Below are 12,760 nucleotides of genomic sequence, written 5' to 3'. Positions count from 1 at the left end.
TTGAGCTGATCGCGCCGATCGCGATGGAGCAGGGCCTGCGCTTCGCGATCCGCGAAGGCGGCCGCACCGTCGGCGCCGGCGTTGTGTCGAAAATCACTGAATAAGTCGCGCTTGCCGCGACTGGTTGCGGCAGGCGGTTTTCCAAAGGAAAATCTGCCGAGAGCAACTCGGTTGAACAAAAGAGGGCCGTCCCACAAGGGGCGGCCTTTGTATATTCAGGAAGTGTGATCTACTTTTTCTGTAGGTTACGCCTTCGCGCGGTCATCGCCCGACCGTCGCGAATGCTCATCGCCATCAGTGTCAGGTTGGCTGCTCCAGCAATCAACTCGATGACCTGCACAACGTAAAAGCTGGTGTCAAACGCTCCGGTTCCGGCTTTTGCGTTCAGGTAGATGGCGGCAGGCACAAGGATCAGAAGCCCGTTGGCTGCGATGATGGGCATTCTCTTCTTCTTTGCCACAGCCGGCGCATCTTTGCGGCGCCGTCCCATCGACATGCCGGTCGCCCCGAGGACTATCATGGTAGGTACAAGCAAATACAGCCCCTTGACGACGCTCGCTTTCACAAAAGCAACGGTCGCGTATGAGGTAAAAAGTTCACTATACAGAGTCGATGTCCAGAAGGTCAGAATCGTCAGAAAACCAACGACTCCAGCGATCGGGTGGATTGTTTTGATCATGTGTCCCTCATCGTCCGTCACTTAAGCAACACAGTGATTGTCGACCGCCAGCTTACGCAAAAGGTGCGGGCGCGTTACCGCGCTATCAGGGTAATCGGCGATACGGCGCTGGAATTCAGGGTTGGTAAAGGCCTGGCGAAAGCTCTTAACGTCTTGCCAGACGGCGTAATTCACAAAGGTTGAGCTATTGGCGATGCCCTTGTGTAGCTGTGTCGAGATGTATCCTGGTTGGGACTTCATGAACTCAGCGTCGTGCGACCACGCGGCTAACAGAGCGTTTTCGTCCTTCGCATCAACCGTGAAGAGGTTGATCAAAACAACTGGGCCTTCGTCAGTTTCCATCTGATCGGCCAAGCTTGCAACGTTGTCGAGTTCTACAATACGTGCCATTCTGGATCCTTTCTCAAGAATTAATATAGCAAGCTATATAATATTGCATAGCATGCTATGCAAGCGTATTTGCTTGATATGGAATTCAGGAAAGAAGACTCAGCCGGATATCTGATCAATCACATGGCGCGTTTGTTCGCCAGAGAACTGCAACAGCGTATCTCACCAATGGGTATCGTTGTCGGCCAGTTCCCGATCCTGTTGGAGCTGTGGCAGAAAGATGGGGTGTCGCAAAAGGACCTGCTCAGCAGGATCGATGTCGAGCAGGCAACCCTTGCAAATACTCTCAACCGGATGGAGCGGGACGGGCTGGTCAAGCGAACCAAAAACCCAAATGATGCCCGGGCGCAGTTGATTTGGTTGACTGAAAAGGCCGCTAGACTTCGTCAAAATGCATATGACGCCGCCCACAGCGTCAACGCTCAGGCGCTTGAGGGTCTTGATGCTTTTGAACAGCGTCAGCTCCTGGACCTCATGCGTCGGATCATTTCAGGCATGCGTCAGGGCTAGGTTGGCGCTAGAGCCCACCCTCAGCTGCCGCACGTACTGCCCGGATATTCTCGCCATAGACCTCGGGTTGATCTACCGACCCGCCCTTGAACACGGCCGATCCCGCGACCAGCACATCCGCGCCTGCTGCTGCGACCAGCGGGGCTGTGTTTGGGTCAACACCGCCGTCAATCTCGATATGCACCGGGCGGTTTCCGATCATCTCGCGGAGCTTGCGGACTTTGGTGGTCATGTCGATGAACTTTTGGCCTCCGAAGCCCGGGTTCACGGTCATGACGCAGACCAGATCAGTGAGGTCCAGCAGATGATCGACCGCCTCGGCTGGGGTGCCCGGGTTCAGGGCAACACCGGCCTTCATGCCCGCCGCGCGGATGGCTTGCAGGGTGCGGTGTGTATGCGGACCGGCCTCGACATGGGCAGTCAGGATGTCCGCGCCTGCATCGGCATAGGCCTGGATATAGGGATCGACCGGCGTGATCATCAGATGCACATCCATCACCGTTTTCACATGGGGGCGGAACGCTTTGACCGCCGGAGGGCCGAAGGTCAGGTTTGGCACGAAATGGCCATCCATCACATCGACATGGACCCAATCGGCACCCTGGGCTTCGATGGCCTGAATTTCGGCTCCGAAATTGGCGAAATCGGCGGACAGGATCGACGGAGCGATCTTGATGGAACGGTCAAAGCTCATGGCGGGCCTCATGCAGGAAACTGGGTTGCGGGCGCGTATAGCCGGGAATGAGCCTGAAGGGTAGGCCCTATGGTACGGGCTGCGGTGTTTACAAAACTTTCACTGAACCGACACATATCCGTTGATTGCAATCCGTAGCTACCCGCCAACACGAATTGGGGGTGGCACGTGCTGCACATCAAAAAATTGACCAAACGCTTCGGCGAGAATGTCGCAGTGGATACCGCAACGCTGGACGTGGACAAGCCCTGCATGATCGGCATCATCGGTCGATCGGGTGCGGGTAAATCGACGCTGTTGCGCATGATCAACCGTCTGACGGATGCCAGCGATGGCGAGATCCTGTTTCAAGGCCGCGACGTGACTCAGTTGAAGGGTCGTGAAAAGCGCGCCTGGCAGGCCGATTGTGCGATGATCTTCCAGCAGTTCAACCTCGTGCCCCGTCTGGACGTGGTGTCGAACGTGTTGCACGGGACGCTGAACCGTCACTCGACACTGGGCACGATGTTCAACCTGTTCCCGATGGATGAGGTCCACCGCGCCATCGACATTCTGGATCGTCTGGGCATCGCGGAACATGCGCCCAAACGGGCCGAGGCGCTTTCGGGTGGTCAGCAGCAGCGCGTGGCCATTGCCCGCGCCCTGATGCAGGACCCCAAGATCATTCTGGCGGATGAACCGATTGCCTCGCTGGACCCGATGAACGCTCAGGTGGTGATGCAGACCCTACGCCGCATCCACGAAGAGGACGGCCGCACCGTCATCGCCAACCTGCACACGCTGGATACTGCGCGGCGCTATTGCGACCGCGTGGTGGGCATGCGCGACGGACGTATCGTCTTTGACGGCCTGCCCGAGCAACTGACCACCGGTGTCGCCCGCGAGATCTATGGCGCCGATGCCAGCTTCTCGGAAGAGGCAACCTCGACCGAGATCGAAACGCTGGACGCCACGCAAAAGGCCCTGATGGAAGCCGAAGCAACCGTCTGAGCCACCCCAACCCCTTTCATCGCCCGGCCCGATGAGAGGTCGGGAACATCAAACTGGAGAGAGACAGATGAAAAAACTAGTTGCTGCCCTTGTTGCGACCACTGCCATGGCCGCGCCTGTAATGGCTCAGGAGATTTCCGAGCTGCGTATCGGCATTCTGGGCGGTGAGAACGCTCAGGACCGTCTGAATAACAACGAATGCCTGCGCGTCTACACCGAAGAGGCTCTGGGCGTTCCTGCCAAGCTGTTTGCCCCCGCCGACTATAACGGTGTGATCCAGGGCCTGCTGGGCGGCACCATTGACGTAGCCTGGCTGGGCGCGTCGGGTTACGCAAAAACCTATCTGTCCGATCCTGAAGCGGTTGAGCCGGTTCTGGTCAAGGTCAACACTGATGGCGGCTACGGCTATCACTCGATTGGGTTTGCGCGCAAAGACAGCGGCATCACCTCGCTGGAAGACATGCAGGGCAAGACCTTTGGCTTCGGCGATCCCAACTCGACCTCGGGCTACCTGATCCCGTCGATCGAAATTCCTGCCGCCACCGGCGCGACGATGGATTCGGGCGACTATTTTGGTGAAGTTAAGTTCACCGGCGGTCATGAGCAGACCATCGTTGCCGTGAACAACGGCGACGTTGATGGCGGTGTGACCTGGGCCGACGGTCTGGGCGAATGGGAAGACGGCTACCAGTCGGGTGCCCTGCGCCGCGCCGTTGATGCCGGTCTGATCGACATGAACGATCTGGTGCAGATCTGGAAATCCGAGCCGATCCCGGAAGGTCCGGTTGTTGTCCGCAAGGCCCTGCCTGCCGACGTCAAAGCCAAAGTGACCGAGCTGTGGGATACACTGTCGGAAAAAGACCGGGATTGCTTCTACGGTGTGGCCGCGGGCGAAGCCAAGAGCTTTGATCCGATCACCCATGACGCCTATGAAATCATCATCGAAGCACGCAAGCTGAAGTCCAACTAAGCCTGTCTCTTCTATACGCGGGGTCCGGCTAAATGCCGGACCCCGTTTCCCACTCAGGAGCATTCCATGACAGACCTTTCGGCAGGGTCCTATAGCGTCGATCAGATTCGCGACGACTATACCGCGATGACGCGGCGCAAACGGGTCTATGGTGGTATTCTCCTGATCCTGTTCGTTGCTCTGATGGCAGCGGGCTTCCGCACGGCTGATGAGCGCAATGCAGGCAGTTTCACAGACGGCTGGCATCGGATTCTGGACTACCCGTCCGAGGTTCTGTCCGAGGCGTGGGAAAAGATCGCCGAGATGCCGGCCAATTTGGTCGAGTTCTTCCCGGCCCTGATCGAGACGATCAACATTGCCGCCGCCTCGACCCTGATCGGGACGATTGCGGGCACGCTTCTGGCCCTGATGGCGACAAGGGGTATGGCGCTCTGGCCCGCATTGATCCCGCTGTTCCGTCGGATCTCGGATATCTGCCGCGCGATCCCGGAAATCGTGATTGCTCTGGTTCTGATCTTCATTCTGGGTGGAGGGCCGGTGCCGGCGATGATTGCCATTGCCATCCACACGGCAGGTGCTTTGGGCAAGCTGTTCTCTGAGGTCAACGAGAACGCCTCGCTCAAACCAGTCGAGGGGCTGCAATCCGTCGGGGCGAACTGGTCACAGCGCATGTATCTGGGCGTGATCCCTCAAGTCGGCCCGAACTATGTCAGCTATGCTTTGCTGCGGTTTGAGATCAATATCCGCGCCTCCGCCATCCTTGGCTTTGTCGGTGCCGGTGGTCTGGGATATGAGCTGCGCAACGCCATGTCCTGGGGGCAGGGCCGCTACGATGAGGCCGCGGCCATCTTCATCCTCCTCTTCGTTACTATTGTGGTCGTTGATCAGATCTCTGGCTATCTGCGCGACCGTCTGACCCACGGGTCGGAAAAAGGAGCCTCGGCATGAGTACCTTTGCCAACGATCTGTCGATTGACGACCTGAAGGCCGAAGCGGACCGCCTTTTCAGCCGTAAACGCATCGTGAATTTCGGGCTCCCGGGGCTGGTTGCCCTCTATCTGATCTACGTCTTCTTTGCCTTCGACGTTCCGGGTTTGACCGAACGGGCCAACTGGGAAAACGGCAAGACGCTTGTGGCGGACAGCTACAGCTACAAGACCCATATCGAACGCGATAACCGCACTGGTGAGGTATCCGCCGCGATCGAGGGTGAGCGGAAGGGGAGCTATCCCGACGGCACCGCGCCCGATTGGGTCGCGCTGGGTGAGACCACGGTGATTGATCTGGAAGACGGCCATGTGGTGCGTTTCGGGCCTGAGACCGTCGAATATGACATCCCCGGCTATGGCACCGTGCGTGCAACCCCCAGCCGGTCGGCCGGTGTGCAGGCCGAATTACCCTCCGGAGAAGTTCCGGATTGGATCAATGTCTCCAAGAACCGTCTGGCCATCAAAACCGATGCAGGCCGTCTGACTGTGACCCGCAACCGGTCAGAGGTGTTCCGGTACTTCACCGGGTGGGAGTTGTTCTGGTTCACGCTCGACAGCCCCTATTACGGCAAGTCCTTCCCCGAGCTCGTGAGCCTCGCGGTATCCGGTGAGGCAGGCGCGATCGTGAATGACTTCTGGACCAACAAGATGTGGCGGCACCAGGACGTGGCTTGGGCGATTTTCGAGACGATCCTGATGGCGTTTCTCGGCACGCTGGGCGCGGGCATGATTGCGTTCCCTCTGGCCTTTCTTGCGACGCGGAACTTCAACCCGCTGCGCTCGGTCCGCTTTGCAACGCGGCGCGTGTTTGACTTCGTGCGCGGTGTGGATGCGTTGATCTGGACCGTGGTTCTGGCGCGTGCTTTTGGCCCGGGACCGCTGACAGGGGCGCTGGCCATTCTGGTCACGGATACCGGCACCTTCGGCAAAATCTTCTCGGAGGCGCTGGAGAATGTCGACAACAAGCAGATCGAAGGCGTCCAGTCGACCGGCGCCAATGCGCCGCAGCGCTATCGTTTTGGCGTGATCCCGCAGATTACTCCGGTTCTGCTCAGCCAGCTTTTGTACTTCCTTGAATCCAACACCCGCAGCGCGACGGTGATCGGGGCGATCACCGGTGGCGGGATTGGTCTCTTGCTGACGCAGGCGATTATCACTCAGAAAGACTGGGAAGAGGTCGCGTACTACATCGTTCTCATCATTCTGATGGTGATGCTGATGGATTGGTTCTCGGGCTGGTTGCGCAAGCGTCTGATTCAGGGCGAGACCGGTAAAAAGCGCAAGCCGCGCGGCGCGGCCAAGCTGCAGTCCTGAGCGGATGGGGAATACGATGACGCGCCTGCGCTCTGATCAGCCTTTCATCCATCCAGACTGTCAGATCTCGAACAGCAGCTTTGGCGCCTATGTCGAGATCGGCGCCGGGACGCGGGTCGCCAATTCGCGGTTCGGTGGCTACTCCTATTGCGACCGAACCTGTGACATTGCCAATGCCGAGATTGGCAAATTCGCCAATATCGCCAGCTTCACCCGTATCGGCGCGACTGATCACCCGATTGAGAAAGCCTCCTTACATCATTTCCTGTATCGCTCAGCGGATTATTGGGAGGATGCGGAAGACGATGCGGAGTGGTTTGCGCATCGCGCCGGGCGACAGGCGTCGATTGGCCATGACACGTGGATCGGCCACGCAGCGATCATCAAGCCCGAGGTGAAGATCGGGCACGGGGCGGTTGTGGCGTCCGGTGCGATCGTGACCAAGGAAGTCGCCCCCTACACGATCGTTGCCGGGGTGACCGCGCAACCGATCCGGCGTCGCTTTTCCGAGCAGGTGTCAGAGAGGCTACTTGCTCTGGCCTGGTGGGATTGGAGCCACGATAGATTGCGCGACGTGCTGCCGGATTTCCGCGCGTTGCACATTGAGGCGTTTCTGGAGAAATACGAGTAAACCTCCCGCGCCCGCATGTGAATCGGCTACGCCGATACCCATTGGCGGCCTTAGGCCCAGCGCCTCGCTTTGCGCGGCGCGACCACCAACAGGATGAGGCCTCCGAGAGGAGGTTGAAGACGGGTGGGAGCACCCCCGGATCAGGTCTCGTGCAGCGTCAGGGTTACGCGCTCACCGGCGAAAACGGTTTTTCCATACTCGACCGGTTGCCCATCTGGGGCCGCATTGATCCCAAGCGAATGCAGGATCGGCGCGCCTTCATTAAGGTTCAGGTGCAGCGCCTGCGTCGCTGTGGCAGCGCGGGCCGTTAGCCGTGTGGATGTCCGTGTGAAATCCTCGATACCGCAGAGTTGAAGCGCCTTGGTGACGGATTGGGTTTCGGTCAAGTGGGTGAGGATTTCAGGCAGTCTGAGCGCCGGAAAGACGCTTTGAAACAGCGCGATGGGTTGACCATCCGCCAAAGACAAGCCGTCATAAACATGAACTGGATCGCCGGGCTGCAAAGCCAGTGCTTCGGCTTCGGCCTCATCCGCAGCGCGGGTGGTCAGAGACAGGATGCGCTTGCCCGGTATCTTGCCGCTGGCGGAAATGCTCTTGTGATATCGAACTCGTTTGCCAATCGGATAATCCGTTGGCCGCGCGGTGACAAAGACACCCGCCCCGCGCCGAGGCTGAACCAAACCTTGCTCTGCCAGCTCGGCTAGCGCGCGCCTGACTGTATGGCGATTGACTCCGTGGGTTGCCGCCAGCTGCGCCTCGGTCGGCAGCCGGTCACCCGTGCCAAAGCGTCCCTCGGCGATATCCGAGGTCAGGCTGAGCGCTATGCTCTTCCAAATCGGTGTTTTGCTCATGTCATCAAAACTTCACGGTCTCATGGATTGCCTGACAGGCGGATGCAGGATAATATTTGTCTAGTTGTATAGTTTCAGTAGACAACCGCGACAAGGGCTTTCGATGACAGAACAGATGAAAAGCAACGGGATCACGCGTCAGGAGTGGATGGGCCTGCTGGCCCGCGCCCCCGAGGATGCGATGATGCTGCTTTGGGACAGGGTGGCGGATCGTCCATCGTTCAAATGGCTGCGCAGTCCCGAGATTGGCGGTGTGATGGTGCGCGGTCGTGCAGGCGCGATTGGCGCTCCGTTCAATCTGGGTGAAATGACGGTCACGCGCTGCTCGTTGGCGTTGGAGAACGGCACCGTGGGGCATGGCTACGTCCAGGGCCGTTCCAAGCCCAAGGCTGAGGCCGCCGCACTGATCGACGCGCTGATGCAGACCGAGGCAGCGGATCGTCTGACCGAGCTGGTGATCACTCCGCTCAAGACCCAGATGCAGGATACCCGCAACGCGCGTGCGGCAAAAGCGGCGGCCACCAAGGTCGAGTTCTTCACGCTGGTCCGGGGAGAGGACTGATGAACGCACAATCGCATTTTTCAGGTGGATTTCAGGACGCCCCGCGCGATTCTGCGTACGCGTTTCGGACCGCGATGACCGTGATGGCGCGCCCCGGTGAGATCAGAACGCTGGTCGGGGCGGAACCTCCGGAACCGCTATCGGTCGCGGCAGGTACTCTGCTGCTGACTCTGTGCGATGCGGATACAGGGGTTTATCTGGCGGGCGCGGCAGATACGCCGGACATGCGTCAATGGCTCGGGTTTCATACAGGTGCTCCAATCGTCGAGGCGTCGAAAGCGGATTTCGCCGTGGGCCGCTGGTCTGACCTGATGCCTCTGAGCGACTACAGGATCGGCACGTCCGAATATCCCGACCGCTCGGCCACTTTGATTGTTGAGAGTGATGCGCTCACACCCAAGGGTGCGGTTCTGAGCGGCCCCGGGATCAAGACCACGGCGCGTCTGTCGCTGCCGGATATCGCGGCGCTGCAGGGCAACGCGATGCTCTACCCATTGGGTTGTGACTTCTTCTTCACCTGCGGGGATCAGGTCGCAGCCTTGCCACGCAGCACGCAGATTCAGGCCGAAGGATAACCGATGTATGTAGCTGTCAAAGGTGGCGAAAAGGCCATCGAAAACGCCCATGCCTGGCTGGCCGAAGAGCGCCGGGGCGATACCGACATCGCCGATCTGAGCATCCCGCAAATCCGCGAACAGCTAAGGCTTGCGGTCAATCGGGTTATGGCCGAGGGGTCCCTGTACGACCCGGACCTCGCCGCGCTGGCGATCAAGCAGGCACGCGGGGATCTGATTGAAGCGATCTTCCTGATCCGCGCCTATCGCACCACGCTGCCACGCTTTGGCTATTCCAACCCGGTCAAGACGGGGGATATGGCCTGCGACCGCCGCGTCTCGGCCACGTTCAAGGACGCGCCGGGCGGGCAGGTGCTGGGGCCGACCTTCGACTACACCCACCGGCTGCTGGATTTCAAACTGGCCGCCGATGGAGAGGTTGCCCCCGCGCCCGAAGGCGACGCCCGGCAGGAACCGACACCGCATATCACCAGCTTCCTCAAGGGTGAGGGTGTTATTCAGGACGAGCCTCTCAGCGAGGACGCACCGGGCGACCTGACGCGGGAACCGATGGAGTTTCCGTCGAACCGGCCTCTGCGTTTGCAGGCTCTGACCCGCGGGGATGAGGGGTTCGTTCTGGGTATGGCCTATTCAACTCAACGTGGCTACGCCCGTAACCACGCTTTTGTGGGTGAATTGCGGATCGGTAAAGTTGCGGTCGAGATGGACATCCCTGAGCTTGGTTTCGCCATTGATATCGGCGAGGTCGAGTTGACCGAATGTGAAACCGTCAACCAGTTCCAGGGTTCCAAGACGGAACCGCCTCAGTTCACCCGTGGCTATGGTCTGGTCTTTGGTCAGTCCGAACGAAAGGCGATCTCGATGGCATTGGTCGACCGGGCGTTGCGGTGGAAAGAGTTGGGCGAGGACAATCTAGGGGCCGCTGCGCAGGATGAGGAATTCGTCCTCAGCCATGCGGATAATATTCAGGCCACCGGGTTCCTCGAACACATCAAGCTGCCGCATTACGTGGATTTCCAATCCGAACTGGAACTCGTGCGCAAGCTGCGCCGCGAGGCGGAAGAACGAATAGCACCCAAGGAGGCTGCAGAATGAAAGCGGTGGTTTTTGATATTGGTGGCGTACTTGTCGATTGGCAACCGCATCTGGCCTGGGTCGAGGAGCTGGGGTCGGAAGACGCCGCCCATGCCTTCATCAAAAGGACAGATTTTCTGGTGCGCAACGCAAGGGGCGACAATGGAGAGCGCTTCGCCGATATGGCGCAGGAGCTTTCTGACCCGCGCGATCAGGAGCTGTTCGCAGCCTATGTCGACCTCTACGCCCGTACGGTCGAGACACCGATCCACGGCACGTGGGACGTTCTGGAGCGCCTGAAGACGCAAGGCACGCCGGTCCACGCCATCACCAACTGGTCCGCGGAAACCTGGCCCGAGGGGCTGAAGGCGCAACCACGGTTGGGCGAGGTCTTTGGCACCCTAGTCGTGTCGGGTCAGGAAGGCGTGATGAAGCCCGACGCCCGGATTTTCGAGATCCTGTGCGAGCGATCCGGCCACGCGCCCGAAGACTGCGTGTTCATCGACGACGGCCTGCATAATGTCAAAGGTGCGCGGGCTGTAGGTATGGACGCCATTCATTTCACCTCGCCACAGGCTTTAGATGCCGCGTTGACTGAAAGAGGCTTGCTATGAACCTGTGCCTTAGCTTTGTCGGTTCGGGTTCAATCGCCCCCACCACCGCCGCCGCAGTCGCCGCCACCAAAATCATTGCTGCCACTATACCACGAGCCGCCCGAGCCGTTGTCGACGCCGTGACCCCGCTGACGGTGCCGGTTCCGCGTGGGCAGTCGCCAAATGTAGATGATGAATACCAATATGCCGACGATAAGCGCGATCTCAAAAAAAGTAATGCCGATCAAAATCTGCTCTCCGTTCGATTTGTCAAAAGGAACAAAATGTTATGAGCGAGTATAACTTCGCCTATCTGGATGAACAGACCAAACGGATGATCCGCCGGGCGATCCTCAAAGGGTTGGCGGTTCCGGGGTATCAGGTGCCTTTCGCCAGCCGTGAGATGCCGATGCCCTATGGCTGGGGGACCGGTGGTGTTCAGGTCTCGGCAGCAACGCTCACGCCCGACGATACGTTCAAGGTGATTGACCAGGGCGCGGATGACACGACCAATGCGGTCTCTATCCGCAAGTTCTTTGAAAACACCGCGGGTGTTGCGACCACGGAAGAGACTGAGAAAGCCTCCGTCATCCAGACCCGCCACCGCATCCCCGAGGCAAAGCTGACTGAGGATCAGATCCTCGTCTATCAGGTCCCGATCCCTGAGCCTTTGCGCTTTCTCGAACCACGCGAGACCGAGACGCGAAAGATGCACAGCCTTGAGGAATACGGGCTGATGCATGTGAAGCTCTACGAAGATATCAGCCAGCACGGCGCGATCTCGACCTCTTATTCTTATCCGGTCAAAGTGTCTGACCGCTATGTGATGGACCCGTCGCCGATCCCGAAATTCGACAACCCGAAGCTGGAAATGGACGCGATCCAACTGTTCGGCGCGGGGCGCGAACAGCGGATCTACGCGGTGCCGCCCCATACCAAAGTCGTCAGCCTCGATTTTGAGGACTACCCGTTTGAGGCCTCCAAAGCGGATCACCCCTGCGACCTGTGCGGGGCCGAGGACAGCTATCTGGACGAAGTCATCATGGATGACGCGGGCAACCGGATGTTTGTCTGCTCGGATACGGACTACTGCCGGTCGCGTCGCGAGGCGGGCCACCAAGGCCCCATGACCAGAGAGGACGCGGCATGACCCCGCTGTTGCAAGTCAAGGACATCGAAAAGAGCTACGGCGCCTGGATCGGATGTACGGATGTCAGTTTCGATCTCTATCCGGGCGAGGTAATGGGGATCGTCGGCGAAAGTGGGTCGGGAAAATCGACGTTGTTGAATTGCCTGGCGGGTCACCTAGAACCCGATGCGGGGCAGGTAATCTTTGACACTCGTACAGACGGTCGGGTGGATACGGTCACCATGTCCGAGCCCGAGCGGCGGATGCTGAGCCGCACAGATTGGGCCTTTGTCCATCAACACGCACGCGACGGCTTGCGCATGTCGGTCAGTGCTGGCGGCAATATCGGCGAGCGCCTGATGGCCGTTGGCGATCGTCACTATGGCGACATCCGCGACAAGGCGATCGACTGGTTGGGCCGCGTCGAGATCAACGAGGCTCGGGTCGATGATCGCCCCACTGCGTTCTCGGGCGGGATGCAGCAGCGCCTGCAGATCGCGCGCAATCTGGTGACTGGGCCTCGGCTGGTGTTCATGGATGAACCGACCGGAGGGCTGGACGTTTCGGTTCAGGCGCGGCTTCTGGATCTGTTGCGCGGATTGGTGCGTGAGATGGGGCTGAGCGCAATCATCGTCACCCATGATCTGGCCGTTGTGCGCCTGTTGGCGGACCGCTTGATGGTAATGAAAGACGGGCATGTGGTGGAAACCGGCCTGACCGATCAGGTGCTGGACGACCCGCAACATGCCTACACGCAGCTGCTTGTGTCCAGCGTTCTGCAGGTTTGAGTATTTGGGAAAAGATGAAGC

18 protein-coding genes are annotated in these 12,760 nt (G+C 59.3%); 14 read left to right on the top strand and 4 right to left on the bottom strand.

Features of this window, described 5'->3' with window-relative positions; all coding sequences use genetic code 11:
* Nucleotides 1-104, top strand: a 104-nt coding sequence (locus ACR0C3_RS14425) for an EF-Tu C-terminal domain-related protein (protein ID WP_480759078.1), incomplete at its 5' end; no start/stop codon positions are given.
* Nucleotides 105-229: 125 nt separating this feature from the next.
* Here the strand turns inward: ACR0C3_RS14425 and ACR0C3_RS14420 are convergent.
* Entirely contained in the window at nt 230-679 is a 450-nt protein-coding gene (locus tag ACR0C3_RS14420) for a hypothetical protein (RefSeq protein ID WP_480759071.1), read from the bottom strand.
* A gap of 21 nt (nt 680-700) precedes the next feature.
* Nucleotides 701-1,069, bottom strand: coding sequence for an antibiotic biosynthesis monooxygenase family protein (locus tag ACR0C3_RS14415; protein ID WP_480759070.1), 369 nt, complete (start codon nt 1,067-1,069; stop codon nt 701-703).
* Nucleotides 1,070-1,147: 78 nt separating this feature from the next.
* Between ACR0C3_RS14415 and ACR0C3_RS14410 the strand changes: the two genes are divergently transcribed.
* Nucleotides 1,148-1,579, top strand: a complete 432-nt coding sequence (locus tag ACR0C3_RS14410; RefSeq protein ID WP_480759068.1) for a MarR family winged helix-turn-helix transcriptional regulator — start codon at nt 1,148-1,150, stop codon at nt 1,577-1,579.
* Nucleotides 1,580-1,586: 7 nt separating this feature from the next.
* Here ACR0C3_RS14410 and rpe read toward each other — a convergent pair whose 3' ends face one another.
* A complete protein-coding gene (rpe, locus tag ACR0C3_RS14405; RefSeq protein ID WP_480759067.1) occupies nt 1,587-2,273 on the bottom strand; it encodes a ribulose-phosphate 3-epimerase in 687 nt (228 codons plus the stop codon).
* Between the two features lie 168 nt (nt 2,274-2,441).
* Here rpe and phnC point away from each other — a divergent pair, with 168 nt between their 5' ends.
* From phnC to ACR0C3_RS14380, 5 genes are all read left to right on the top strand, one after another.
* Nucleotides 2,442-3,263: a phosphonate ABC transporter ATP-binding protein gene (gene phnC, locus ACR0C3_RS14400; RefSeq protein ID WP_480759066.1), complete on the top strand. Its 822-nt coding sequence runs from the start codon at nt 2,442-2,444 to the stop codon at nt 3,261-3,263.
* 67 nt (nt 3,264-3,330) lie between these two features.
* Entirely contained in the window at nt 3,331-4,233 is a 903-nt protein-coding gene (gene phnD, locus ACR0C3_RS14395) for a phosphonate ABC transporter substrate-binding protein (protein ID WP_480759065.1), read from the top strand.
* A 66-nt stretch (nt 4,234-4,299) separates the two neighbouring features.
* Nucleotides 4,300-5,181 carry a phosphonate ABC transporter, permease protein PhnE gene (gene phnE / locus ACR0C3_RS14390; protein ID WP_480759064.1) on the top strand — a complete coding sequence of 294 codons (882 nt, stop codon included), beginning with the start codon at nt 4,300-4,302 and terminating at the stop codon, nt 5,179-5,181.
* The gene (phnE, locus tag ACR0C3_RS14385; RefSeq protein ID WP_480759063.1) at nt 5,178-6,536 is read left to right on the top strand and encodes a phosphonate ABC transporter, permease protein PhnE; all 1,359 of its coding nucleotides are present in this window, start codon (nt 5,178-5,180) and stop codon (nt 6,534-6,536) included. The genes phnE (ACR0C3_RS14390) and phnE (ACR0C3_RS14385) overlap by 4 nt, the downstream gene beginning before the upstream one ends.
* A gap of 16 nt (nt 6,537-6,552) precedes the next feature.
* Entirely contained in the window at nt 6,553-7,167 is a 615-nt protein-coding gene (locus ACR0C3_RS14380; protein ID WP_480759061.1) for an LbetaH domain-containing protein, read from the top strand.
* 140 nt (nt 7,168-7,307) lie between these two features.
* Here the strand turns inward: ACR0C3_RS14380 and phnF are convergent, their stop codons facing one another.
* Nucleotides 7,308-8,018, bottom strand: a complete 711-nt coding sequence (gene phnF, locus ACR0C3_RS14375; protein WP_480759060.1) for a phosphonate metabolism transcriptional regulator PhnF — start codon at nt 8,016-8,018, stop codon at nt 7,308-7,310.
* A gap of 103 nt (nt 8,019-8,121) precedes the next feature.
* Here phnF and phnG point away from each other — a divergent pair, with 103 nt between their 5' ends.
* Genes phnG through phnK form a run of 7 tightly spaced genes read left to right on the top strand, consistent with a single transcriptional unit; the run spans nt 8,122 to nt 12,739 of the window.
* The gene (phnG, locus tag ACR0C3_RS14370) at nt 8,122-8,580 is read left to right on the top strand and encodes a phosphonate C-P lyase system protein PhnG (protein ID WP_480759059.1); all 459 of its coding nucleotides are present in this window, start codon (nt 8,122-8,124) and stop codon (nt 8,578-8,580) included.
* Nucleotides 8,580-9,155, top strand: a complete 576-nt coding sequence (gene phnH / locus ACR0C3_RS14365; RefSeq protein ID WP_480759058.1) for a phosphonate C-P lyase system protein PhnH — start codon at nt 8,580-8,582, stop codon at nt 9,153-9,155. Before phnG ends, phnH begins: the two co-directional genes overlap by 1 nt.
* Nucleotides 9,156-9,158: 3 nt before the next feature.
* Nucleotides 9,159-10,250, top strand: a complete 1,092-nt coding sequence (locus ACR0C3_RS14360) for a carbon-phosphorus lyase complex subunit (RefSeq protein WP_480759056.1) — start codon at nt 9,159-9,161, stop codon at nt 10,248-10,250.
* The gene (locus tag ACR0C3_RS14355; protein ID WP_480759055.1) at nt 10,247-10,843 is read left to right on the top strand and encodes an HAD family hydrolase; all 597 of its coding nucleotides are present in this window, start codon (nt 10,247-10,249) and stop codon (nt 10,841-10,843) included. The genes ACR0C3_RS14360 and ACR0C3_RS14355 overlap by 4 nt, the downstream gene beginning before the upstream one ends.
* On the top strand, nt 10,840-11,115 hold the full coding sequence (locus ACR0C3_RS14350; RefSeq protein ID WP_480759054.1) for a hypothetical protein: 276 nt from the start codon (nt 10,840-10,842) through the stop codon (nt 11,113-11,115). Before ACR0C3_RS14355 ends, ACR0C3_RS14350 begins: the two co-directional genes overlap by 4 nt.
* On the top strand, nt 11,112-11,972 hold the full coding sequence (locus ACR0C3_RS14345) for an alpha-D-ribose 1-methylphosphonate 5-phosphate C-P-lyase PhnJ (protein ID WP_480759053.1): 861 nt from the start codon (nt 11,112-11,114) through the stop codon (nt 11,970-11,972). The genes ACR0C3_RS14350 and ACR0C3_RS14345 overlap by 4 nt, the downstream gene beginning before the upstream one ends.
* Complete coding sequence (phnK, locus tag ACR0C3_RS14340; protein WP_480759051.1) at nt 11,969-12,739, top strand: phosphonate C-P lyase system protein PhnK; 771 nt, start codon at nt 11,969-11,971, stop codon at nt 12,737-12,739. Before ACR0C3_RS14345 ends, phnK begins: the two co-directional genes overlap by 4 nt.
* Nucleotides 12,740-12,760 lie beyond the last annotated feature (21 nt).

The sequence above is a fragment of the Ruegeria sp. CK3 genome (assembly GCF_056536565.1).
The sequence above is the reverse complement of the archived record's forward strand: the minus strand, read 5'-3'. Positions and strand labels throughout refer to the sequence as shown.